A 23631-nucleotide genomic window follows, 5' to 3' on the forward strand; every position below is an offset into this window, starting at 1 on the left:
GAATCTAAACCTGTACAGACTAATAATTCTGTACAACATGAGTTCATCATAGATTCAAAGGTATACAAGTCAAACTGTTTGTATAAGTTGTGCCGTCTCGCGGTGCTGGGTCACTTCCAGCCCGGCATCCAGGCTTCGCCGTTTCTCAGGGCCTTCCAATCGAGACGTTCACTGCGCCTGGTCAGCACCGCCTGCAGTTCAACGTCCAGTACGGTGCCCGCATCATCGCGGTAGAGGTCGGTCACCAGAAAGTGTTTTTCGCGGTTTTGCGGATGGACTGCTGTCCATTTCGACAGCAGCAGTTTGCTCGGATTGATCGGGTTCATTGCAGGTGTTCGTGCAAGCGCCGTGCAGCTTCCTGGCCACTGAGCCAGGCCCCTTCTACCCGCCCTGACAGGCACCAGTCGCCACAGGCATAAAGGCCCAGGTCGGCGTCGGCCAGGGTGCCCCATTCATGGCTGCTGGCAGGTCGGGCATAGAGCCAGCGATGGGCCACGCTGAAGGTGGGGGCGGGCATGCTACTGTGCAGCAATTCGGCGAATGCACCGTGCAATTGTTCGATCACCGCCTCCTTGGGCAGGTCGATGTGTTGTCGGCTCCACGCGCTGGTTGCGTGCAGTACCCAGGTGTCGAGGGTGTTGTCTCGTCCTGGTTTGCTGCGGTTGCGGGCTAGCCAGTCGAGCGGACTGTCCTGCACGAAGCAACCTTCCATGGGCGTGTCCAGCGGCGTTTCGAAGGCCAGGGCGACCGCCCAGGTCGGCTCCATTTTGACCCCCGCTGCCGCTCCGGCGAGCTTAGGCGCAGAAGCCAGCAGCGCCGTGGCCTGAGGGGCTGGCGTGGCGATGATCACGTGGCTGAACGGGCCGTGGGTAAAGCCTTCGGCGTCCTGTAGATGCCAGTGCTCTTCACCGCGATAGACCTCGGTGATGCGGCAGCCAAACTGCACCTGCAAGTCACCGAGCAGCCCTCGGGTGATGGCACTCATGTGCGGCGTGCCGACCCAGCGTGTCTGCTCGTCGGGCGAGAGATTCAGTTGCCCGCCGTGGTAGGTGTAGAGCTGCGGCGCCCATTCGGCGACCCAACCCTTGGTTTGCCAGCGCTGGACCTCGGTGACGAAGCGGCGGTCGCGCGCAGTGAAATATTGTGCGCCCATGTCCAGGGCGCCCGCATCGCTGCGTTTGCTCGACATGCGTCCGCCGCTGCCGCGGCTTTTATCGAAAAGTTGAACGACATGCCCTGCCTCGGTGAGGGCCTGGGCCGCTGAGAGTCCGGCGATGCCGGTGCCGATGATTGCGATAGGTACAGTCATAGGGGCCTCGTTTGCCTTTCTGTACAGACTACGCCGCAGATTAAACCTGTACATAATTATTTTTTGGTATAACTTTTGGTGTTCTCGTTCTGACAGCTTGGCCTATTGTTAAACACAGAGCCTGTCCGATATCAAAGATTCCCTGCTTATAAAAATAGACTAGTGATCAGGCTAAAACGCCACGCGAGGAAGAAGTCATGCACATATTGCTGACCGGCGGTACTGGTTTGATAGGACGTCAACTTTGCCGGCACTGGCTGAGCCAAGGGCATCAACTGACCGTGGTGAGCCGCTCGCCTGCAAAGGTCAGCGAAATCTGTGGCGAAGGCGTGCGCGGTGTCGCGTCGTTCGAGGACCTTGGGCAGGAGTCCGTCGATGCGGTTATCAATCTGGCGGGTGCCCCGATTGCCGATCGCCCCTGGACATCGCGGCGCAAGGCGCTCCTCTGGAGCAGCCGAATTACCCTCACTGAAAGCCTGCTGTCCTGGCTGGAAACGCGGGAGCACAAACCACAGGTCTTGATTTCGGGTTCGGCGATTGGCTGGTATGGCGACGGTGGTGAGCGGGAATTGACCGAGGACTCGGCACCGGTCATCGACGACTTTGCCAGTCAGCTGTGCATTGCCTGGGAGGAAACCGCGCAACGAGCCGAGGCGCTGGGCATTCGGGTTATCTTCATCCGCACCGGGCTGGTGTTGTCCGCCGAGGGCGGCTTTTTGTCGCGGCTATTGCTGCCGTTCAAACTGGGACTGGGTGGGCCTTTGGGCAATGGTCGGCAATGGATGCCATGGATTCATATCGAGGATGAAATCGCCCTGATTGATTTTCTTCTGCATCAGAAAAGCGCCAGTGGTCCTTATAATGCCTGCGCGCCCAAACCGGTGCGCAATCGCGAGTTCGCCAAGACGCTGGGCAGCGTGCTGCACCGACCGGCCTTCATGCCGATGCCGGCGCTGGCCCTGAAAGTTGGCCTTGGGGAATTGTCATCGTTGTTGCTGGGCGGCCAGAAGGCTATGCCGGCTCGCTTGCTGGAAGCGGGCTACACCTTCCGGTTCACTGATTTGCGCGCGGCGCTGGACGACGTGTCCCGCCGCCTTTGAAATAGGATGTTGCATGACCGATCACGCGTTGCTTCTGGTCAACCTGGGTTCTCCCGCCTCCACGTCGGTGGCGGATGTGCGCAGCTACCTCAATCAATTTCTGATGGACCCGTATGTGATCGACCTGCCTTGGCCGTTACGTCGTTTGCTCGTCTCGCTGATCCTGATCAAGCGCCCCGAACAGTCGGCGCATGCCTACGCCTCGATCTGGTGGGAGGAGGGTTCGCCTCTGGTGGTGCTCAGCCGTCGCCTGCAACAGGCCATGACCACTCAGTGGCGGCACGGTCCGGTGGAGTTGGCGATGCGTTATGGCGAGCCGTCGATTGAGTCGAAACTGGTGCAGCTCGCCGCCCAGGGGCATAAACGCGTCACCCTGGCACCGCTTTATCCTCAGTTCGCCGACAGCACCACGACCACGGTGATCGAAGAAGCCAAGCGCGTTGTGCGCGAGCGAAAACTCGACCTGCAGTTCTCGATCCTCGAGCCGTTCTACGACCAGCCGGAATACATCGATGCCCTGGTGGCCAGTGCCAGGCCGCATCTGGAGCAGGAATTCGATCACTTGTTGCTCAGCTTCCACGGCTTGCCGGAGCGTCATCTGAAAAAGCTCAACCCAGGGCACTGCCTTGGTGATGCTGACTGCTGCGCCAAGGCCTCGCCTCAGGTGCTCGCCACGTGTTACCGCGCACAGTGCCTGCGCAGTGCGGCAGTATTTGCCGAGCGTATGGGCTTGCCTGATGGCAAGTGGTCCGTATCGTTCCAGTCGCGACTGGGCCGGGCGAAATGGATCGAACCTTACACGGAAGCCCGTTTGGATGAGCTGGCCAAAAGCGGCGTGAAGAAGTTGCTGGTGATGTGCCCGGCATTCGTGGCCGATTGCATCGAGACACTTGAAGAGATCGGCGATCGTGGCAAGGAGCAGTTCCGCGAGGCGGGAGGGGAGGAGCTGGTGCTGGTGCCTTGTCTCAACGATGACCCGCAGTGGGCGCATGCGCTGAATGCCTTGTGTGAAAGAGCGCCGTTGGCCCTTTAAAGGCATCGCGGGCAAGCCAGCTCCTACAGGTACAGCGCTGCTTCCTGTAGGAGCGGGCTTGCCCGCGCCAACAACCATATCGGCAAGGCTTACAACAAAGGCTCATCCGCCTTTTTGTTCTTCCAGCCATCATTGCCCGGCAAAATCAGGTTCAGCGCAATCGCCACCACCGCGCACAGCGCGATGCCTTTCAGGCCAAAGTCGTCCGGACCTGTGCCGGTGCCCACCAGCACGCCGCCAATCCCGAACACCAGCGTGACCGAGACGATCACCAGGTTGCGCGCTTCGCCCAGGTCGATCTTGTGGCGAATCAGCGTGTTCATCCCCACTGCGGCAATCGAGCCGAACAGCAGGCACAGGATCCCACCCATGACCGGCACTGGGATGCTTTGCAGCAGCGCGCCGAACTTGCCGATGAACGCCAGGCTGATGGCGAAGATCGCCGCCCAGGTCATGATTTTCGGGTTGTAGTTCTTGGTCAGCATCACCGCGCCCGTCACTTCGGCGTAGGTGGTGTTGGGCGGACCGCCGAACAACCCGGCTGCGGTGGTGGCAATGCCATCGCCGAACAGCGTGCGATGCAAGCCGGGTTTTTTCAGGTAGTCACGGCCGGTCACACTGCCCACGGCAATCACACCGCCGATGTGCTCGATGGCCGGGGCCAGCGCCACCGGAACGATGAACAGAATGGCCTGCCAGTTGAATTCCGGCGCGGTAAAGGCCGGAATCGCGAACCAGGGAGCGGCGGCGATCTTGGCGGTATCGACCACGCCGAAATAGAACGACATGGCAAAACCCACCAGCACGCCGGAGATGATCGGCACCAGGCGGAAGATGCCCTTACCGAACACGGCGACGATCAGGGTGGTCAGCAACGCTGGCATCGAGATCATCATGGCGGTCTGGTAGTGGATCAGCTCGGAGCCGTCACCGGCCTTGCCCATCGCCATGTTGGCGGCGATCGGGGCCATGGCCAGGCCGATCGAGATGATCACCGGACCGATCACCACCGGCGGCAGCAGGCGATCAATGAACCCGGTGCCTTTGATCTTTACGGCCAGGCCGAGGAACGTGTAGACGAAACCGGCCGCCATCACACCGCCCATGGTCGCCGCGAGGCCGAACTGGCCCTTGGCGAGAATGATCGGGGTGATGAAGGCGAAGCTCGATGCCAAAAACACCGGCACCTGACGTCCGGTGACGATCTGGAACAGGATCGTGCCCAGACCCGCAGTGAACAGCGCGACGTTAGGGTCGAGGCCGGTAATCAACGGCATCAACACCAACGCGCCGAACGCCACGAACAGCATCTGCGCGCCGGACAGCACCGTGCGCCAAAGCGGATCGTTGAACTCTTGCTGCATGGTTACGCGTCCTTCTGCTTGGTGCCGAAGATCTTGTCACCGGCATCGCCCAGGCCTGGGATGATGTAACCGTGTTCATTGAGTTTCTGGTCGATGGACGCGGTGTAGATGGTCACGTCCGGATGAGCCTTCTCGACGGCGGCGATGCCTTCGGGGGCGGCAACCAGCACCATGGCGCGGATGTCGCGGCAACCGGCCTTTTTCAGCAGGTCGATGGTGGCGACCATGGAGCTGCCGGTGGCGAGCATCGGGTCGATGATCATCGCCAGACGTTCGTCGATCTCAGGCACCAGTTTTTCCAGGTAGGTGTGGGCCTGAAGGGTTTCTTCGTTGCGGGCCACGCCCACGGCGCTGACCTTGGCGCCCGGGATCAGGCTCAGCACGCCTTCGAGCATGCCGATACCGGCGCGCAGGATTGGCACGACGGTGATTTTCTTGCCGGCGATTTTTTCCACCGACACGGTGCCGCACCAACCTTCGATATCGTAGGTTTCCAGCGGCAGGTCTTTGGTGGCTTCGTAGGTCAGCAGGGCGCCGACTTCCTGGGCGAGTTCACGAAAATTCTTGGTGCTGATGTCTGCGCGGCGCATCAGGCCAAGTTTATGACGGATCAGCGGATGGCGGATCTCGAGGATGGGCATGGGAAAGGCTCCGGCGGCGGGCAAAAAAACCGGCCTAGATTAATCTATCCGAGGGTGTTGTCCTATAGACATTAGAGTACGTTAGTCCACAAACGCTTGATCTGACCGGGCCGGATGCGTACCTTTGCCCGCTTTTCCCAACTTGCACCCCTGGAGAGCACCATGTCCGCTGATCTCGAGCATATCCGTCAAATCATGCGAGAGGCTGACTGCCTGTACACCGAAGCGGAGGTCGAGGCGGCCATCGCCCGTGTCGGTGCACACATCAACGAACAACTGGCGGATACCAACCCGGTGGTGTTCTGCGTCATGAACGGCGGCCTGATTTTCGCCGGCAAGCTGCTCACCCATCTGCAATTCCCGCTGGAAGCGTCCTACCTGCACGCCACTCGCTACCGCAACGAAACCAGTGGCGGCGAGCTGTTCTGGAAAGCCAAGCCGGAAGTGTCGTTCATCGACCGTGACGTGCTGATCATCGACGACATCCTCGACGAAGGTCACACCCTGGGTGCGATCATCGATTTCTGCAAACATGCCGGCGCGCGCAAAGTGCACACCGCCGTGTTGATCGACAAGGATCACGACCGCAAGGCACGCCCGGACCTGAAAGCCGATTTCGTTGGCCTGCCGTGCATCGACCGCTACATCTTTGGTTACGGCATGGACTACAAGGGCTACTGGCGCAACGCCAACGGGATTTTTGCCGTTAAAGGGATGTAAGCCATGGGAACGCCGCGCTTTCTTGACCAGACCCTGTTCACCGACCTTGCCGAGAAAGCCGGGGCCAACCCGCGTGGCCGCCAGCATCACAATTTCCATGAGATGGATGAGGCCTGTCACCGAATGGCGGTGGGCCTGCAACCCACCACCTACATTCCGCCTCACCGTCACCTGGGGGAAAACAAGGCCGAAACCTTGCTGGTACTCAAAGGGCGTCTTGGCCTGCTGATTTTCGACGAGTCCGGTAGGGTGGTGCGAAAGCAGGTTCTTCAGGCTGGTGGTGAATGTGTGGGTGTGGATTTGCCGATCGGTGTGTTCCACGGCCTCGTGGTGCTGGAAGCCGACAGCCTGATGTTCGAGTGCAAGGCCGGGCCTTATCGCCCTGTTGGCGAAGGCGAACTCGCACCTTGGGCGCCGCGAGAAGGCGAGCCGGGCGTGGCGGAGTACCAGGCCTGGATGCGCACGCAGTTCGATTGATCCCCCCTTTCCCTGTAGGAGCGAGCTTGCTCGCGATGGACGCAAGAACACCGCGGAGCATCAGGTTTCCCGCGTTACCGTTGACGTCCGTCGCGAGCAAGCTCGCTTCTACAGGGGGGATGCGTTTACTTTTGGAGCCCGTCATGAGCCCTTTGATCCGCTGCTGCACCGCCCTGTTGCTGACCCTCAGCCTGCCCCTGGCGGCCGCGCCGGCGCCGATGCACGCGCAGTTCCTGCCCCCCGATGATCTGACCTTGCGCGACGCCGAGCCGGAACAGCAACAACTGTTGCAGGTCATCGAGTATTCGGTGGTGGTCGGCAGCCAGCGCCAGTCCAATCAGCAACCGATTCCGGTCACCTCGCCGTTGTTGATTCGCCTCAAGGGCAAATCCCTGAACAAGGGCGCGACCATCACCCAGGTGCTGGTCAACTTCGATGGCGAAAGCAAAAGCCTGAAAAAGCCGATCTACGACGACAAGAGCAAAACCCTGACGCTGTTCTACCCGCTGGCGCAGTACCGTGTGGTCGTCGACCTGTTGCGCAATGAAACCGTGTATTGCCAGTTCCTGAGCTACGCCAATGGACACGTGTGGGCTGATTTGCACACCGGCGCCGTGCGTCCGCGTTGAGCCGGGCGGCCAGTGAGGGGTAAACTGCCGTCCCCGTGAAATGTCTGCGAGCTGGAGTCGGCAATGCGTAAAGATAAGAAGCAAGTGATTGGTGACGAGATCGGCGACGAGCAGATCAAGTTGTTTCTCGATTTCGAACCGGTCGATGCCACTTCGCCGTCTCTGCACAAACTGATCAAGGCCTATCGTGGCCTGCGCATCGACGACTTCGAACGTTTCCTGGTGTTCTTCAAGGCCGAAGGCCTGGACTTCGATGGCAAGGACGAGCACGGCAATGATTTTGTCGCGTTGATCAAGGATCAGCGTAACGCCGCTGAGTACATCGAATTGATCAACGCTGCCCGCGGCTGATCCCCTGTAGGAGCGAGCATGCTCGCTCCTACAGGTATCGGAGATTGTATTCAGGCATAAAAAAACGCCCCGCTCTCAACGAGAGCGGGGCGTTTTTTATGGGGCTGAATCAAGCGAAGCTTGGGGTTTCGCTGCTTTCTTCAACCAGTTCCAGCGCGACGTTGTTCTGCGCGTTGATCTTGCGATACAGCGCAGCGTCGGTTTCCAGGACTTTTTCACGGGCCGGGAAGATTTCCGCCAGTTTGGCAGCCCACTCGCCCGAGGCCTTGCCCGGGAAGCATTTTTCAATTAGTTCCAACATGATCGAAACCGTCACCGAAGCACCCGGCGAAGCGCCGAGCAGTGCCGCCAGGGAACCGTCTTTGGCGGCGACCAGTTCGGTGCCGAACTGCAGGATGCCGCCTTTTTTCGGGTCCTTCTTGATGATCTGCACCCGTTGGCCGGCCACTTCCAGGCGCCAGTCTTCGGCTTTGGCTTCGGGGTAGAAGCGACGCAGGGATTCCAGGCGCTGCTCCATCGATTGCATCACTTCACTGACCAGGTACTTGGTCAGGTCCATGTTGTTTTTCGCCACGGCGAGCATCGGGCCGATGTTGCCGGCCCGAACCGACATGGGCAGGTCCATGAACGAACCGTGCTTGAGGAACTTGGTGGTGAAACCGGCGTACGGTCCGAACAGCAGGGATTTCTTGCCGTCGACCACGCGAGTGTCCAGGTGCGGCACGGACATCGGCGGCGAACCCACGGCGGCTTGGCTGTACACCTTGGCCTGGTGGTGCTTGACCACTTCCGGGTTGTCGCAACGCAGCCACTGGCCACTGATCGGGAAGCCGCCGAAGCCTTTGCTTTCCTCGATGCCCGATGCCTGCAGCAGCGGCAGAGCCGCGCCGCCCGCGCCGAGGAACACGAATTTGGCGTCGACTTCACGGGTGTTGCCGCTGTTGACGTCCTTGATGCTGACGGTCCAACCGCCATTGTTGCGCTTCAGGCCGGTGACGCGCTTGCAGTACTTGACCTGGGCATCGGGCGCGCTGGTCAGGTGCTTGAGCAACTGGTTGGTCAGTGCGCCGAAGTTGACGTCGGTGCCATTGATGACGCGGGTGGCGGCGAGGACTTCGTCCTTGTCGCGGCCAGGCATCATCAATGGCATCCATTCGGCCATCATGGCCTTGTCTTCGGTGTACTCCATGTCGGCGAAGGCGTGATGCTTGCTCAGCACCTTGAAGCGTTCCTTGAGGAACGACACGCCGCTGTCGCCCTGGACGAAGCTCAGGTGCGGAACCGGACTGATAAAGGATTTGCACGAGCCGAAGGTGCCTTTTTTGGTCAGGTAGGACCAGAACTGCTTCGACACTTCGAACTGGGTGTTGATGTGCACGGCTTTCTTGATGTCAACGACGCCGTCAGCGCCCTGTGGCGTGTAGTTGAGCTCACACAGCCCGGCGTGACCGGTACCGGCGTTGTTCCACGGGTTGGAGCTCTCCGCGGCACCGGAATCCATCAGCTCGACGACTTCCAGCTTGATCGCGGGGTCGAGCTCTTTGAGCAGTACGGCCAGGGTGGCACTCATGATGCCGGCCCCAACAAGTACTACGTCGACTGCTTCGTTATGCGCCATTTAACGCGTCTCCAAAATCTGCAGCACCAAATTGTCGGCATGGCTGCCAGGAGTGACGGGGCGTGTCAATGATGCCCCAAGGTACCCATGGCAGTATCGCCATGTCCGAATCTTCGCAATTTATCGCAACTTCGACGGACGCTACCGGCCGGGTCAATGAGGTCTATGAACTCATTTCGACGCGCGACTGGCAATTCGACTTATGGTCGAGACATCCGTTTGTGCAACCAAATCCGTAGCGGACAGGCTTCAGGCTCCGGTGTTCGAGGCGTACTCGGTCCTGTGTCGTTGGGCTGTTCCAGACGCTAATGGTGCATATTCAGACGCAAAACTATTCATTTGCTCGCCACACTCTTGTGAAGTTGTGAAAACCCGTTTTTTTCACGCTCTTTTGAAGACGTGAACCTCAAAAAAGGGCTGTCCCAGCCTGGCACCGCGCCCGGATGGATGGCCGTCGTGCCAGGCACGACGGACAAAACGGGCAAACAGCTCAGTGACCGAGCGTAATGACAGCTCTGCAGATTCGCGAAAAGAAGGGATTGCCAGGGAACAGCAAGCGCGCCAGCTTCACTCGATCTGTGTGGGCGGCTCTCTGTGGGGCGGTGCGGGGTGCCAATGCCGGAGGCGTTGACGATGCTGCGAGGCCCGATCAGGAGACGTCCTTATAATCGGGGGGAGATTGTATCTAAGAAACGCAGGGAAATGGGCGTGTTTAATGACTTTTATTAGGCGTCTGGTCAGATGGCCAACAGTGGCTGCGTGCGGGCACGCGGTTGGCGCTGGCTGACGCGGGCGCTGACGGGCAGGGGCTGGTGCAACCAATTGAGGCGGATTTCCTCGATTTCGACCCAGCCTTCACCCAGTGGCTGCAGATTGCACTGTTTGAACGCCTGGCAGTGGCCGTTGCGGTCGAGCAGGGCGAAGCAGCGAGGCAGCGGGCGGCGTGCGAACAATGAAGTCAGGAAACGCATGTCCATGTACCTTGAGGTGGATTGCTGTGGAGATTGTCCAAAAAACGTGACGTGCAAGTGTATGAAGGGTGAAATCTGTGTGACAGGCGCCGAATCCGAAGGCCTTGTCGGACTTTTCCGTGATTGTTGCGCTGGTTCGCCGCGCTGGCGCACCGCTATACTGCCGACCTGTTTGTGCCTGATTCTGGAGAGAAGAGCATGTTGCAACGCTTGTTGTTCGGTTTGATCACTGTAACCAGCTTGACGCTGGCTGGCTGCGCCCACAGCCCGCAACAACTCAATCCGGAGCCGAAGCTGACCGCTCAGCTGGCACCGGTCGGCCATGGCCAGCCAGTGGTGGTGCGCGTGGTGGACGGTCGTCCGTCGCCGACCCTGGGCACCCGCGGCGGCCTGTACCCTGAAACCAGCGCGATCACCGTGCAGGGGGCACAGATTCTGCCGAAGTTGCAGGCCCAGGCCGAAGCGGCCGTGCGCCTGTTGGGCTTCACTCCGACGTCCAACGCGCTGAACGCCCCACAACTGACCGTGACCCTGGCCGAGCTGAAGTACCAGTCGCCGAAGGAAGGCATGTACGTGACCGAGGCGACCATCGGCGCGACCTTCCGCTCCGACGTACAGAACGCCAACCGCCGCTACAGCGGTCGTTACGGCGCTTCACTGGATCAGCGCTTTGGCATGGCGCCGAACCAGGAAACCAACACCAAGCTGGTCAGCGACGTGTTGAGCGATGCGTTGACGCGCCTGTTCAAGGACCCGACCGTGGGGCAGATCCTCGGCGAGTAATTGCTTGCCTGATGCAAAAAAGCCCGGTGCCAGTGATGGTCCCGGGCTTTTTCATGAGGGTAGTTGCCCGCGATGGCGGTTTATAGCCGCCACTCAGTTCAAGCCGCCTCGCAGTAAAAATCCAGCACGCTCACGCCAGTGAGCAAGTCCGTCTCGGGCAAGTCCGCATGTTGATGCCCACCCAGTGCGCAGTACACCAGCCAATGGCGATCCTGAACGTTGAAGGCGAGGCTGCCCACCAGCGTTTGTTGTTCGTCACTTTGGGCGACGAGGTAGAGACGATCCTGATTTTCGGCGTGCAACATGACAATGTCCGTGTCGGTTTTGGTCGGGCGAAAGGTTGGCGCATTCAGATGACGAAGCCGTGACGCAGGGCAGGAATCTGCCAAATGGTGCGTTATTTGTCGTAAAACTTCGGCAGCACGCACGTCTTTCGGTAGAATTCGCGCCGCAACCGTCGATCCGACGCCTGCCACGCTTGTTTTGTCCGAGGTTCGTGATGTCGCTTCACTTGATGACGCTGTTAACCGCCCATCCCGCCAAACTGATCAACGTTCTGGCCTTGCTGTTTGCCTGCCCCGGCAGCTGGCTGCTGCACGCCACCCGTCGTCGTGAACTGCGCGCGCAGGCCAGTCTGGTGGCGCAGCGTCAGAGCCGTCCAAGTGAAGAGCCAATCATGGATTGGGCGACCTTGCGCATGAACCGGTTTTTCTATCGCTTCGGTTTTGCCTGCCTGGGCTTGGCGTTGCTGGTGTCGTGGATCAGCACGCGGGTCTGATGGTCTGATCCAGGTAACCCCCATGAAAAACGGCGCCCGAGAGCGCCGTTTTTCATGTCCAGCCCCCTACAACGGTAAGCCGGCTTTCACCCGGTACTGATTGCGCACGGGCGTCGCGTATTGCAGGACCAAAAACGGACGGTGCTCTTCGGGACAAGCGTCAAGGCGCTCTTGCCATTGTGCCTGGGCCTTGGCCAGCTCATCGGCGGCAAATACCTGGGAAGCGCTCGGCACCTGCAACTGCGGGTCGGCGTCCTGCCATTGCTCGTAAGCCAGGTAATGCACCGGGAACAGGCGATAACCGCCGAGGATTTGTTTGTCCATTTCGACTGCCAATTGCTTGGTGTCTTCGAACAACTCGGTGATGGGCGCCGCGAAGTTGACGTGCACCCGGCCCTTGTAGCCGGTGATGCCCTTGGCGATGCTCACATCGTCCTCGCCAGGCGCCTTGGTGTAGCTGCCGGTCGTGGCGCGGATATACAACTCACGGGCCTTGGCCTGGTCGCACGGGTCGTATTCGTAGCTGATCGACACCGGGGTCAGGTTCAGCGAGCGGATGACTTCGCCGAACGGCTCGTCTTTGCGGCTCATATGGAACATCTTGAGGATCGCCGACTCGGTACGGTCATCGCCGTCCTTGGCCCGCCCTTCGGCCTGGGCGATCCAGATCGAAGCGCAATCGTTGCGGATCGAGTGGTTGATATAGGCGGACAACAATTGGTAAGCCGCCATTTTTTCCCGGCGCCCGGTAATCGAGCGATGCACGATGAAGCTCTTGTTCAGGCGCATCAGGTCGCTGACGAAAGGTTTTTGCAACAGGTTGTCGCCAATGGCAATGCGCGGTGTCGGCAGGCCGGCGTGGTACACGGCGTAGTTGACGAAGGCCGGATCCATCACGATGTCGCGGTGGTTGGCAATGAACAGGTAGGCACTGCCGGACTTGAACTGCTCGACGCCGGTGTAGGTCACTCCATCCGTGGCGCGGTCGATGGTGTGGTCGACGTAATACTCGACCTTGTCTTGCAGGGTGGCCACCGAATTGACGCCCGCGAACTCACGGCGCAGGCGGCGGGCGATAAGCGGTTTGAGCATCCAGCCCAGCGCGCCGGCAAAACGCGGAAAGCGGAAGTGGGTGAGGATATCTAGAAACGCCTTGTCGCTGAGCAAACGTGCCAGCACCGCTGGTACTTCGCTATCGTCGTAAGGTCGGATGGCATCGAATTCGCCCATCATGCTCTCTTGTTGGAAACGGCTAGTGTAAGTAAAGGTTTTGATCGAAAACCGGCGGGGCACGGTCTGAAAAAGTAGTCAGACACCAATAGCCCTGCAAATAGACCGGCGATTATACGCACAAGTCACCCTGGAGACCGCGATGCTGGAAACCGAACGCTACGAATGCCCGTATTGTGGAGAAGAAGCCGAAGCGGTGCTGGATTTGTCCGGCGGCGATCAGACCTACATCGAGGATTGCCCGGTGTGCTGCAGGCCCATCACCTTTGTGCTGCAGACCGATGGCCACGAATGGATGCTTGAAGTTCACAGCGAAAACGAATGAAGGGGCGCTCCATGCGGCGAATCTATGAGCCTGAAAACCTGATGGAGGGCGAGCTGCTCAAGAGCATGCTCGCCAGTGAAGGCATCGAGGCGCATCTGGCCGGGCGGGATTTGCTCGGTGGCAGCGGCGAACTGCCGATCTTCGGTCTGTTGGGGTTATCGGTCGAGGATGATCAGGCGGACAATGCCCGAGCGTTGATCGCTGCGTACAATGCGGCCCTGCCGCTGCCCGGCGATGAACCGGACAGTTTTCCCGGCACGCTGGTCTGTTAGGCTGGCGAGCGTTTTCTCAAGAGTCCTGTTACCCCATGTGTGGACGTTATGCCCTGTTCCGCTGGAATCCCGCTTTCGCGGCCCTGCCTGGCTTCCCTGCCGATCAGCAGGCCCAGTGGAACATTTCCCCCAATGATTCGGTATTGATGCTGCGTGCCGGTGCGGACGGTCAGCGCGAGCTGGCGCGCGCGCGCTGGGGGCTGACGCCGCCGTGGTTGACCGACCTGTCGCGCACTCCGGCCCACGCCCGCGCTGAAACCGTGGCCGAGCAACCGATGTTTCGCCAGGCCCTGCGTGAACGCCGCTGTCTGTTACCGGCCAACGGCTTTTACGAATGGCGCGGTGGCACTCGCAAACGCCCGTATTGGCTGACGCCTGGGGAGGGTTCTTCACTGTTTTTTGCTGCGGTCTGGGAAGCCTATCCCGTCCAGGAACAGGTGTGGTTGAGCACGGCGGTGATCACCCAGCCGGCGGCGAGCCAGCGTCGTCCGTTGATTCTCGATGCGGCGGGGCAGCAGGCCTGGCTGGATCCAGAGACGCCCCTGCATGTGTTGCAAGGGTTGTTGGCCAGCGAGCCGGTTCCATTGCGCGAGCGGGTGCTGGCCAACCTGGTGAATGATCCGAAGCTCAATGGCCCGGAGTGCCTGACCCCGGCTTGATGGGGTGTCAGGTCCGGCCTCCATCGCGAGCAAGCTCGCTCCCACAGGGTTTTTGTATCAGCTGGAGAATTTGGCTACGACACACAACCTGTGGGAGCGGGCTTGCCCGCGATGGGGCCCTTGAATCAAACCTTGAACTGATTGATCAACCGCCGCTGCTGCTCAGCCAATTTGGTCAAGCCCGCACTCGCCGCGCTCGATTCATCGGCTCCGCCCGCCACTTCACCGGCCACCTGGCCGATGTTGATCACGTTGCGGTTGATGTCATCGGCCACCGCACTCTGTTCCTCGGCGGCGCTGGCGATCTGTGTGTTCATGTCATTGATCACTGACACGGCCTGGGTAATCGCATCCAGCGCTTCGGCTGCCTTGGCCGCCTGTTGCACGCTTTCGTCGGTGCGGCTCTGGCTGTCTTCCATCACGCGCACCACGTCCCGCGTGCCCTGTTGCAGTTGCTGGATCATGGTCTGGATTTCTTCGGTGGCCTTCTGGGTTTTCTGCGCCAGATTGCGCACCTCATCGGCTACCACGGCAAAGCCGCGGCCCTGTTCCCCGGCTCGCGCCGCTTCGATGGCGGCATTCAACGCCAGCAGGTTGGTCTGTTCGGCGATGCCACGGATGGCGGTGAGGATGGCGTTGATGTTCTCGCTGTCCTTGGCCAGCGCTTGTACAACGTTCACCGCCTTGCCGATTTCCACCGCCAGCACGCCGATCGAGTTCGACGTGTCCTGCACGATCTGCTTGCCCTGGGCCGCCGACTGGTCGGCATGACTGGCGGCTTGCGCTGCCTGGGTGGCGTTGCGCGCCACATCCTGGGCCGTGGCGGTCATTTCATGCACCGCGGTAGCCACCTGATCGATCTCGACCATCTGCTTCTGCACGCCGATGTTGGTGCGGATGGCAATGTCGGCGGTGTGTTCCGAGGAGTCGCTGACACTCTGCACCGAACTGACGACCTGGGTGATCATCGCCTGCAATTTGGCGAGGAACGTGTTGAAGCCGTTGGCAATCGAGCCCAGTTCATCGGCGCGATCACTGGTCAGGCGGCGGGTCAGGTCACCTTCACCCTTGGCGATGTCGTCGAGCATGGCCACCATTTGTTTGAGTGGGCGTGCAATGCCGTGGCCCACGAGCCAGATCACCAGCAGGCCGATGCCCGCAACCAGCAGGCCAACCATGGCCATGCCAAAGGTGCCGGATTTGCGTTGAGCATTGAGGTCGGCCTGCAGTTTTTGCAGGTCGGCCATGACCGCGTCCAGCGGCAGTTGCAGCATCAGCGTCCAGCGAGCATCGGTCTGGCCAATGCCGAACGGCAGGTATAACTCGATCCGGCCCTGAGTCTTGTCGACACTGTAAGTCACCTCGCCGCGTTTGAGATTGGCCATGTTGGCCACCTGCTGGCTGTCGAGGATGTCGCTGACTTTTTCGCCGAACTTGCTCGGGTCCTTGGTATAGGCAACGATCCGGCCATTGCCGCCGATCAGTGCCATTACGCCGGAACCGTTGTACAACTTCTGGTTGGCGCCCAGGAGCATGTCCTGGATGAAGTTCACCGACAGGTCGGCGCCGACGATGCCCTGGAAGGCACCATTGAGCATGATGGGTTCAATGAAGGACGCAAGCATGACGATTTTGTCGCCGACCTTGTAGGGGGCCGGATCAATCACGCAGGGCTTTTTGGTTTCTTTCGAGCACAGGTAGTACTCGCTGGCGCGCACCCCTGTGGACAGGGTTTTCTGGTCGTCCACGTCCACCAGCTTGTCCAGCCCCAGGCTGCCATCGGCGTTGCGGTACCACCATGGCAGGAAACGACCGTTGGCGGGGTCGATGCCCACCACCTGCGTGCCGACGTAGGCCGCATCATTGCGGTCCAGTACGTTTTGTTCCCAGGCAATGTAGGTGCCGAGAATTTTCGGATTTTTTGCGACGTTTTCCCTGATGAGGCTGATCAGTTGCTCACGGTTCAGGCTCAGTTGCGGCTGACCGTCGGTGCCTGGCGTGCCGATCAGGGCGTTGACTCGCACCAGCCCGCCGGCGATCAGCAAGGGCGCCTCGAGTTCACGCTGGATCTGGGAGACCTGGGTTTGCACGAGGGACGTCAAGCGCTGCTCGATGACTTGCTCGAATTGCGCCTGGGTTCGCTCCTGGACCATGACCTGGGTGCGGGCACCGGAAAACAGCGTATACAGCACCAGCGCGGCGACTACGCTGAGAACGATGGCACCGGCGAGCGCTGCCACGGAAAACTGGATCGACTTGAATTTCATGAGGGCTCCACCCGCAAGAGGACGTCTGCGGTGATGTATCGGCCTGGACTTGAAGCGCCATAAGCGGGGAGCGACGAAATGACTCTTTCTGATGGATCAGTGTCGTATTTGAATCATTGCTGGGTGTGGCGATGGTAGGAGTGTGAATTTTTTCCTACGGCACAGGCTTCATCTGAAATGTTTGCTTGTGTGTCTGTTGTATCTGGCGCCAATACAAATGGGCGCCTAGGATAGCCGGCAAGTTTTCAAGGAGTGTGTTGATGAACAAAACATTGGTTGTGTGTGCTCTGAGTGCGGGCCTGTTGCTCGCCGGGTGTCAGTCGGTCAACACCACCAGCGGCGGTGCCGTGGGTGTCGAGCGCAAGCAGTACATGTTCAGCATGTTGTCCACGGACGAGGTCAACCAGATGTATGCCCAGTCTTACCAGAAGACCGTGGGCGAGGCGAGCAGTCAGGGCGTGCTGGACAAGACCAGTGCCGAAGCCAAGCGTGTCCAGGCGATAGCCAATCGACTCATTGCCCAGGCACCGGTTTTCCGTCCGGATTCGGCGCAGTGGAAATGGGAGGTCAACCTGATCAAGAGTGACGAGCTCAACGCCAACTGCGGGCCTGGCGGCAAGATCATTTTCTACACCGGGTTGATCGACAGCCTGAAGCTGACCGACGATGAAATCGCCGCGGTCATGGGGCATGAAATCGCCCACGCCCTGCGCGAGCACGGCCGTGAAGCCATGTCCAAGGCTTACGGTATCGAAATGGCCAAGCAGGGCGCGGGTGCCTTGCTCGGTCTGGGCCAGGACAGCCTGGCTCTGGCCGACACCGTCGCGAACTACGGCATGACGCTGCCGAACAGCCGCGCCAATGAAAACGAAGCGGACCTGATCGGCCTGGAACTGGCGGCTCGCGCCGGCTACAACCCGAATGCGGCGATCACCTTGTGGAACAAGATGAGCAAGGCTTCGGAAGGCTCTCCACCAGAGTTCATGAGCACTCACCCGAACTCCAGCAGCCGGATCGCGTCCCTGCAGGCGGCGATTCCGAAGGTGATGCCGTTGTACGAGAAGGCGCCGAAGTCCTGATGGATCCCCTGTAGGAGGGAGCTTGCTCGCGATAGAGGTGTGTCAATTAACGACAATGTCGCCTGATCCACCGCAATCGCGGGCAAGCCCGCTCCCACAGGTTGCGGTGTGAAACACGAATTGCGCAGACGCCCGTGAACCCTGTGGGAGCGGGCTTGCCCGCGATGGGGTCACCGAAGTAACGCGCATTTATCGCTCTAGCGCGTCAAACCCACCCGCTACTTTGCATCGCCTTATATACCGCGACCACCGCCAGGATGAAGAACGCCGAGGCCGCCAAACGACGGATCAGGGTCAACGGCAGTTTCTCGGCAGCAAAGTTACCCGCCAATACCACCGGCACGTTGGCAATCAGCATGCCCACGGTGGTACCGATGATCACCAGCCACAATTCCGGGTATTGCGCAGCGAGCATGACCGTCGCGATTTGCGTCTTGTCGCCGATCTCCGCCAGGAAGAACGCAATCAGCGTCGTCAGGAATGGCCCGAACTTGCGCGTGGTGCTGGCTTCGTCGTCGTCCATCTTGTCTGGCACCAGGGTCCAGAGCGCGGTCGCGGCGAAGCTGGCGGCGAGAATCCAGTGCAGCATTGCATCCGAGAAGAAGCTGCCGAACCAGGCCCCGACTGCACCGGCGGCTGCGTGGTTGGCGAGGGTAGCGGCGACGATGCCGGCGATGATGGGCCACGGTTTACGGAACCGGGCAGCCAGAATCAGCGCGAGCAGTTGCGTCTTGTCGCCGATTTCGGCCAAGGCAACGATTGCGGTGGGGACGAGAAGTGAATCCAGCATCAGGGTTTTCCTAAGGGGCGGGTCGACACGGCTATGACACGTACAGCCTTCCCGCCCCGGGTAAGGTGTGCGTGTCATAGGTCTTGTCAAACCCTGCGCTCCGTCTGATGCGGAGGCTTGGGTCGCATGCGCCATGGTCTGAGGACCAAGTATGTTGACGCATGCCGGACGAGCGTGGCGCTCGTGGGAGACTACTCCCCTAGGACGGAGCGGATTCTGCCTAGGCAAATCCGATTGGGCAAGCCCCTTTTTTTAAAGACGCGTCAGCTGCGCTTGGCCCGGTAGATGCGGAAACCCTGTCCTTCGGCTTTGATCGCACACACGCCCAGGTGCTCTTCGATCAGTGGCTGGTACTTGAGGAAGCTGTTGGCAACCAAGCGGAGTTCGCCGCCGTATTTCAGGTGTTTCGCTGCTTTTCTCAGCAAGTTCTCGGTAGCGTGATAGTTGGTGTGCACCCCGACATGGAACGGTGGATTGCTCAGAATCGCACTCAGGCCCATGGGGGCCGCATCGATACCGTCACCGGTAATCACCTCGGCGTCGAGGCCGTTGGCCGCCAGGGTCAGGCGACTGCTGGCCGTGGCAAATGCATCGACGTCCAGCAAGGTCACCTGGTTGTCCGGGTAGCGACGCTTGATCGCAGCGCCCAGCACACCGGCGCCGCAACCGAAGTCCAGTAAATGGCCGCTCGGTAACTTATCAAGGTGCTCCAGCAGCATCGCGCTGCCGCGATCCAGTCGGCCGTGACTGAATACACCCGGCAGGCTGACGACGGTCAGCGGGCCTTCATCCAATGGCAGTTCGTAGGTTTGCGCCAGGCTTTCCAGGGACTTGGCCGCAGGCGCGTTCGCCACCGTGACCTGCCAGAGTTGGCAATGCCGCGCACTGTCGAGCTTGCGCGGCTTGCCGAACGGGTTCAGTTGCTTGGCTGCACCTTCGATGCCGCTGCGCTTTTCACCCACAAGAAACAGCTCTTTCCCGGCCAGACGCGAGGCGAGGGCGTTGAGCAGGTAGTCGGTCAGGTCCCGGGCCTTGGGCAGAAACAGCACGGCAGCATCGAACTCACGTTCCGGGGCGCTTACGCCGAAATGGCTGCGCCCGGGGAAGCGGGCCTCCAGAGTGGCCTGATCGCCGGCATGCCAGCACCAGCCGTGAGCGTCGGGCAGGCGCCCGAGCAAATCGTCGGCGGGCAAACCCGCCAGCAATACAGCACCCTGGAATAACTCGGCCTGACGAAGCAGTACTTCACTGCGCGGATCCATATTCTGCTCCCTGAAAAAAGTGCGGCAGTTTATCAACTGACGACCCGCAGTGCCTTACCGCTGAAGTACCCCAAGGCGTTTTCGGTCAGTTGTCCAACGATGCGCTGGCGCGCTTCGCGACTGCCCCAGGCGTTGTGCGGGGTGACGATCAGCCTCGGGATATCGGCGGCCAGCAACGGATTGCCCGCGGCTGGCGGCTCGACGCTGAGCACGTCCGTGGCCGCACCGCCGAGGTGGCCGTTGCGCAAGGCGTCGGCCAGTGCCTGTTCATCGATCAAGCCACCGCGCGCGGTATTGACCACGAACGCGCCCGGCTTCATCGATGCCAGCTCGCGGGCACCGATGAAGTGGCGGGTGTGTTCATTGAGCGGGCAGTGCAAGGTCAGTGCATCGACCTGCGGCAGCAGTTGGTCCAACGGCAAGCGATCCGGGCGAGCAGGGCGACCTGGAATCTGGCCGAGCAGCACACGCATGCCGAACGCCTCGGCCAATCGGGCAACGGCGCCACCGAGTTCGCCGTGTCCGAGCAGGCCGAGGGTTTTGCCCTCCAGTTCGACGATCGGGTAGTCGAGCAGGCAAAACTGCCTGGCCTGTTGCCAACGACCTTCACCGACGGCCTTCTGGTAGTCGGCCAGGCGCGTGGCCAGGTTGAGCAGCAACATGATCGTGTGCTGCGCCACCGACGGCGTGCCGTAGCCCTGGCAGTTGCAGACGGTCACGCCATGGGCGCGGGCGGCCGCGAGGTCGACGTTGTTGGTGCCAGTGGCGGTAATCAGGATCAGCTTCAGGTCGGGGCTGGCAGCAATGGCGGCGGCATCGATCAGGATCTTGTTGCTGATGGCGACGGTCGCGCCCTTGAGGCGTTCGGCGACCTGTTCCGGCGCGGTCTGCGCGAAGAGCTCCAGTTCGTCGAAACAATCGCGCAAGGGGGAGAGGTCCAGGTCACCGAGGTCGAGCGATGGATGGTCAAGGAAAACGGCGCGGCAAAAGTTCGTCATCAACTGTACCTTTTGTGCAATGAACTGAAAGCGTAATCTGCCGAGCCTACCAGATAGAAACAAATGGTTACTCCCTGCCGACCTACCTTGTAGGAGCGAGCTTGCTCGCGATAGCGTTGTGTCAGTTAACGAAAATATCGCCTGGCCCACCGCCATCGCGGGCAAGCCCGCTCCTACAGGGGTCATAGTTTTTTCGACCGATCACCTCGAGGTATTCCCTTGTACTGGACAGAATTCCTGACCGTCGCCCTTATCCATCTGCTGGCCGTTGCCAGCCCCGGCCCGGACTTTGCCGTTGTGGTACGTGAAAGCGTGACCCACGGCCGACGCGCCGGCACCTGGACCGCACTGGGCGTGGGTACGGCGATTTTCCTGCACGTTGGTTATTCTTTGCTCGGGATCGGTCTGATCGTGTCCCAGTCGATCGTGCTCTTCAACGCCTTGAAATGGGCGGCCGCCGCCTACTTGCTGTACATCGGCTTCAAGGCCTTGCGGGCGCAACCGGCCAAACCCGTGGCGGATGATCTGCACAAGGAAGCGGGGGAGCGCACTGCCCGTGGCGCCTTTACTTCGGGCTTCGTGACCAACGGCCTGAACCCGAAGGCCACCCTGTTTTTCCTGTCATTGTTCACCGTGGTCATCAACCCGCACACGCCGCTGTCGGTGCAGGCCGGTTATGGGGTTTACCTTGCCGTCGCCACGGCGAGCTGGTTCTGCCTGGTGGCCATGCTGTTCAGCCAGCAGCGCGTGCGCGCCGGTTTCGCCCGCATGGGCCACTGGTTCGACCGCACCATGGGCGCCGTGCTGATCGCCATTGGCGTAAAACTGGCGTTCACCGAAATGCACTGACCCACCGCCTCTTCCCTGTAGGAGCAGCCGGTCGACGCTCCTACAGGATGGGTGTTCAAGTCGTTGAATGCTGGCGCAAAGCTAGTATTTAGGCGGCTCTGCAAATCATTCCTTTGGCTGATTTGGCCGGCGTGCAAGGGCACTAGAGTGCTAGCTTTCAGCCACGACCGTGCAGTCAGAAAAGGGATTCTTATGTTGCAGACTCGCGTTATCCCCCCAGCCGAAGGCGCTTACCAGTATCCATTGCTGATCAAACGGCTGCTGATGTCCGGGGCTCGCTACGAGAAAACCCGCGAGATCATTTACCGCGACCAGCTGCGCTACACCTATCCAACTCTGATCGAACGTGTCGCGCGCCTGGCCAACGTGCTGACCGAGGCGGGTGTGAAGGCGGGTGATACCGTGGCGGTGATGGACTGGGACAGCCATCGTTACCTGGAGTGCATGTTCGCCATCCCGATGATCGGCGCGGTCATACACACCATCAACGTGCGCCTGTCGCCGGAGCAGATTCTCTACACCATGAACCATGCCGAGGACCGCTTCGTGCTGGTCAACAGCGAGTTCGTGGGGCTCTACAATGCCGTGGCCGGGCACCTGACCACGGTCGAGAAAACCGTCCTGCTGACCGACCTGCCGGAAAAGACTGCCGACCTGCCGAACCTGGTGGGTGAGTACGAGCAGTTGCTGGCGGCTGCGAGCACGCGCTACGACTTCGAGGATTTCGACGAAAACTCGGTGGCCACCACCTTCTACACCACCGGCACCACCGGCAATCCCAAGGGCGTGTATTTCACCCATCGGCAACTGGTGCTGCACACCATTGGCGTGTCGACCATCATGGGCGCCATCGACAGCGTTCGCCTGCTGGGTACCAACGACGTGTACATGCCGATCACCCCGATGTTCCATGTGCATGCCTGGGGCTTGCCGTATGTCGCGACGATGCTCGGCCTCAAGCAGGTGTATCCCGGCCGCTATGATCCTGAATACCTGGTGGAGCTGTGGCGCAAGGAAAAGGTCACCTTTTCCCACTGCGTGCCCACCATCCTGCAAATGCTTCTGAATGCCAAGGCGGCGCAGGGCACGGATTTCGCGGGCTGGAAAATCGTCATTGGCGGCAGCGCGTTGAATCGCGCGCTGTATGAAGCGGCGAAGGCCAGGGGCATTCAATTGACTGCCGCGTATGGCATGTCGGAAACCGGGCCGCTGGTGTCGTGCGCACACCTCAATGACGAACTGATGGCGGGCACCGAAGACGAACGCACCACCTATCGAATCAAGGCCGGTGTGCCAGGCCCCCTGGTGGAGGCGGCAATCGTGGATTGCGACGGCCATTTCCTGCCCGCCGATGGTGAAACCCAGGGTGAATTGGTCCTGCGAGCCCCTTGGCTCACCGAAGGCTACTTCAACGAGCCACAGAAGGGCGCCGAGCTCTGGTCCGGGGGCTGGTTGCATACCGGAGACGTGGCGACGCTGGACAGCATGGGCGTGATCGACATCCGCGACCGGATCAAGGACGTGATCAAGACTGGTGGCGAGTGGATCTCCTCCCTGGACCTCGAAGACTTGATCAGTCGCCACGCAGCGGTACGCGAAGTAGCAGTGGTGGGCATCGCCGACCCGCAGTGGGGTGAGCGTCCGTTTGCCTTGCTGGTGATCCGCGACGGCCATGCCATCGGGGCCAAAGAGCTCAAGGAACACCTCAAGCCCTTCGTCGAGCTGGGGCACCTGAGCAAGTGGGCCATCCCGAGCCAGATCGCCCTTGTTACTGAAATTCCCAAGACCAGTGTCGGCAAGCTGGACAAGAAGCGCATCCGCCTCGACATCACCGAATGGCAGGCGAACAACAGCACCTTCCTCTCGACGCTTTAACCCTCCCTTGGCGTGCCCGAAAGGGCGCGCCAGCCCCACCAAGCAAGCGCTTGGCTTGTCAAATCCGAATTTTCAGCCATCCTTCCCCTGCCGACAGGGGTCGGCCTGGCGAAAGGACTGTTCCAGAGTGGCTGGCAGCTCAAATCACACTTTAGAGGGATCAAGCTCTACTACCTGCTGGCTATAGTCCGCTCAAGGATTTTTAAGAACGGGGCACACGCACAAGACGGGGCGATGCAACTTTGGAGTGA

At 60.4% G+C, this 23631-nt stretch carries 26 protein-coding genes, 1 pseudogene and 1 riboswitch; of the genes and pseudogenes, 14 read left to right on the top strand and 13 right to left on the bottom strand.

From position 1 onward, the window contains the following. Positions 1-110: 110 nt before the first annotated feature. Both AB4O36_RS01275 and AB4O36_RS01280 read right to left on the bottom strand, forming a co-directional pair. Positions 111-326 carry a TIGR02450 family Trp-rich protein gene (locus tag AB4O36_RS01275; RefSeq protein ID WP_460120945.1) on the bottom strand — a complete coding sequence of 72 codons (216 nt, stop codon included), beginning with the start codon at positions 324-326 and terminating at the stop codon, positions 111-113. Then, on the bottom strand, positions 323-1309 hold the full coding sequence (locus AB4O36_RS01280) for an NAD(P)/FAD-dependent oxidoreductase (RefSeq protein WP_460120947.1): 987 nt from the start codon (positions 1307-1309) through the stop codon (positions 323-325). Before AB4O36_RS01280 ends, AB4O36_RS01275 begins: the two co-directional genes overlap by 4 nt. Positions 1310-1506: 197 nt before the next feature. Here AB4O36_RS01280 and AB4O36_RS01285 point away from each other — a divergent pair, with 197 nt between their 5' ends. Next, positions 1507-2409: a TIGR01777 family oxidoreductase gene (locus tag AB4O36_RS01285; protein ID WP_460120950.1), complete on the top strand. Its 903-nt coding sequence runs from the start codon at positions 1507-1509 to the stop codon at positions 2407-2409. A 13-nt stretch (positions 2410-2422) separates the two neighbouring features. After that, entirely contained in the window at positions 2423-3442 is a 1020-nt protein-coding gene (hemH, locus tag AB4O36_RS01290) for a ferrochelatase (RefSeq protein ID WP_460140915.1), read from the top strand. 89 nt (positions 3443-3531) lie between these two features. On the opposite strand, the gene AB4O36_RS01295 is transcribed toward hemH, so the two are convergent. Next, positions 3532-4806, bottom strand: a complete 1275-nt coding sequence (locus tag AB4O36_RS01295; protein WP_460120954.1) for a uracil-xanthine permease family protein — start codon at positions 4804-4806, stop codon at positions 3532-3534. 2 nt (positions 4807-4808) lie between these two features. Beyond that, entirely contained in the window at positions 4809-5447 is a 639-nt protein-coding gene (upp, locus tag AB4O36_RS01300) for a uracil phosphoribosyltransferase (protein WP_460120956.1), read from the bottom strand. Positions 5448-5609: 162 nt separating this feature from the next. On the opposite strand from upp, the gene AB4O36_RS01305 reads away from it, so the two are divergent. From AB4O36_RS01305 to AB4O36_RS01320, 4 genes are all read left to right on the top strand, one after another. Next, complete coding sequence (locus tag AB4O36_RS01305; RefSeq protein WP_046030190.1) at positions 5610-6167, top strand: hypoxanthine-guanine phosphoribosyltransferase; 558 nt, start codon at positions 5610-5612, stop codon at positions 6165-6167. 3 nt (positions 6168-6170) lie between these two features. Next, positions 6171-6644: a WbuC family cupin fold metalloprotein gene (locus tag AB4O36_RS01310; RefSeq protein ID WP_460120957.1), complete on the top strand. Its 474-nt coding sequence runs from the start codon at positions 6171-6173 to the stop codon at positions 6642-6644. A 143-nt stretch (positions 6645-6787) separates the two neighbouring features. Continuing rightward, positions 6788-7273 carry a hypothetical protein gene (locus AB4O36_RS01315; RefSeq protein ID WP_460140916.1) on the top strand — a complete coding sequence of 162 codons (486 nt, stop codon included), beginning with the start codon at positions 6788-6790 and terminating at the stop codon, positions 7271-7273. A 63-nt stretch (positions 7274-7336) separates the two neighbouring features. Further along, positions 7337-7624, top strand: coding sequence for a PA4642 family protein (locus tag AB4O36_RS01320; RefSeq protein ID WP_460120960.1), 288 nt, complete (start codon positions 7337-7339; stop codon positions 7622-7624). 109 nt (positions 7625-7733) lie between these two features. Here the strand turns inward: AB4O36_RS01320 and mqo are convergent, their stop codons facing one another. Continuing rightward, entirely contained in the window at positions 7734-9242 is a 1509-nt protein-coding gene (mqo, locus tag AB4O36_RS01325; protein ID WP_460120962.1) for a malate dehydrogenase (quinone), read from the bottom strand. 737 nt (positions 9243-9979) lie between these two features. Continuing rightward, positions 9980-10213: a hypothetical protein gene (locus tag AB4O36_RS01330; RefSeq protein ID WP_460120964.1), complete on the bottom strand. Its 234-nt coding sequence runs from the start codon at positions 10211-10213 to the stop codon at positions 9980-9982. A gap of 198 nt (positions 10214-10411) precedes the next feature. Between AB4O36_RS01330 and AB4O36_RS01335 the strand changes: the two genes are divergently transcribed. Next, positions 10412-10996, top strand: a complete 585-nt coding sequence (locus AB4O36_RS01335) for a YajG family lipoprotein (RefSeq protein ID WP_460120966.1) — start codon at positions 10412-10414, stop codon at positions 10994-10996. A 98-nt stretch (positions 10997-11094) separates the two neighbouring features. Here AB4O36_RS01335 and AB4O36_RS01340 read toward each other — a convergent pair whose 3' ends face one another. Then, positions 11095-11301: a hypothetical protein gene (locus AB4O36_RS01340; RefSeq protein WP_460120968.1), complete on the bottom strand. Its 207-nt coding sequence runs from the start codon at positions 11299-11301 to the stop codon at positions 11095-11097. 194 nt (positions 11302-11495) lie between these two features. On the opposite strand from AB4O36_RS01340, the gene AB4O36_RS01345 reads away from it, so the two are divergent. Then, complete coding sequence (locus AB4O36_RS01345; protein ID WP_460140917.1) at positions 11496-11774, top strand: hypothetical protein; 279 nt, start codon at positions 11496-11498, stop codon at positions 11772-11774. 66 nt (positions 11775-11840) lie between these two features. Here AB4O36_RS01345 and AB4O36_RS01350 read toward each other — a convergent pair whose 3' ends face one another. Further along, entirely contained in the window at positions 11841-13004 is a 1164-nt protein-coding gene (locus AB4O36_RS01350; protein WP_460120972.1) for a 1-acyl-sn-glycerol-3-phosphate acyltransferase, read from the bottom strand. Positions 13005-13146: 142 nt separating this feature from the next. Between AB4O36_RS01350 and AB4O36_RS01355 the strand changes: the two genes are divergently transcribed. Genes AB4O36_RS01355 through AB4O36_RS01365 form a run of 3 tightly spaced genes read left to right on the top strand, consistent with a single transcriptional unit; the run spans position 13147 to position 14260 of the window. Next, entirely contained in the window at positions 13147-13329 is a 183-nt protein-coding gene (locus AB4O36_RS01355) for a CPXCG motif-containing cysteine-rich protein (RefSeq protein WP_460120974.1), read from the top strand. A gap of 11 nt (positions 13330-13340) precedes the next feature. Beyond that, positions 13341-13601 (top strand): putative signal transducing protein, encoded by a 261-nt coding sequence (locus AB4O36_RS01360; RefSeq protein WP_460120976.1) that lies wholly within the window; start codon positions 13341-13343, stop codon positions 13599-13601. Between the two features lie 35 nt (positions 13602-13636). After that, complete coding sequence (locus AB4O36_RS01365; RefSeq protein ID WP_460120978.1) at positions 13637-14260, top strand: SOS response-associated peptidase; 624 nt, start codon at positions 13637-13639, stop codon at positions 14258-14260. A 125-nt stretch (positions 14261-14385) separates the two neighbouring features. Here the strand turns inward: AB4O36_RS01365 and AB4O36_RS01370 are convergent, their stop codons facing one another. Together AB4O36_RS01370 and AB4O36_RS01375 are read right to left on the bottom strand one after the other, a co-directional pair. Beyond that, positions 14386-15228 (bottom strand): methyl-accepting chemotaxis protein, encoded by an 843-nt coding sequence (locus AB4O36_RS01370; protein ID WP_460126552.1) that lies wholly within the window; start codon positions 15226-15228, stop codon positions 14386-14388. A gap of 12 nt (positions 15229-15240) precedes the next feature. Further along, a pseudogene (locus AB4O36_RS01375) lies at positions 15241-16527 on the bottom strand (methyl-accepting chemotaxis protein); the annotation flags it as partial. 260 nt (positions 16528-16787) lie between these two features. On the opposite strand from AB4O36_RS01375, the gene AB4O36_RS01380 reads away from it, so the two are divergent. Then, on the top strand, positions 16788-17606 hold the full coding sequence (locus AB4O36_RS01380; protein ID WP_460120980.1) for a M48 family metallopeptidase: 819 nt from the start codon (positions 16788-16790) through the stop codon (positions 17604-17606). 205 nt (positions 17607-17811) lie between these two features. Here AB4O36_RS01380 and AB4O36_RS01385 read toward each other — a convergent pair whose 3' ends face one another. From AB4O36_RS01385 to AB4O36_RS01395, 3 genes are all read right to left on the bottom strand, one after another. Then, on the bottom strand, positions 17812-18396 hold the full coding sequence (locus AB4O36_RS01385) for a TMEM165/GDT1 family protein (protein WP_460120981.1): 585 nt from the start codon (positions 18394-18396) through the stop codon (positions 17812-17814). Positions 18397-18484: 88 nt separating this feature from the next. Further along, positions 18485-18609, bottom strand: a riboswitch (yybP-ykoY riboswitch). 50 nt (positions 18610-18659) lie between these two features. Then, positions 18660-19658 carry a methyltransferase gene (locus AB4O36_RS01390; protein ID WP_460140918.1) on the bottom strand — a complete coding sequence of 333 codons (999 nt, stop codon included), beginning with the start codon at positions 19656-19658 and terminating at the stop codon, positions 18660-18662. 32 nt (positions 19659-19690) lie between these two features. Beyond that, a complete protein-coding gene (locus AB4O36_RS01395) occupies positions 19691-20656 on the bottom strand; it encodes a 2-hydroxyacid dehydrogenase (RefSeq protein ID WP_460140919.1) in 966 nt (321 codons plus the stop codon). A 219-nt stretch (positions 20657-20875) separates the two neighbouring features. Between AB4O36_RS01395 and AB4O36_RS01400 the strand changes: the two genes are divergently transcribed. Next, positions 20876-21505 (top strand): LysE family translocator, encoded by a 630-nt coding sequence (locus AB4O36_RS01400; RefSeq protein ID WP_460120988.1) that lies wholly within the window; start codon positions 20876-20878, stop codon positions 21503-21505. A 192-nt stretch (positions 21506-21697) separates the two neighbouring features. Next, positions 21698-23380 carry a fatty acid--CoA ligase gene (locus AB4O36_RS01405; protein WP_460120990.1) on the top strand — a complete coding sequence of 561 codons (1683 nt, stop codon included), beginning with the start codon at positions 21698-21700 and terminating at the stop codon, positions 23378-23380. Positions 23381-23631 lie beyond the last annotated feature (251 nt).

It is taken from the genome of Pseudomonas sp. S2_E01, from assembly GCF_054668365.1.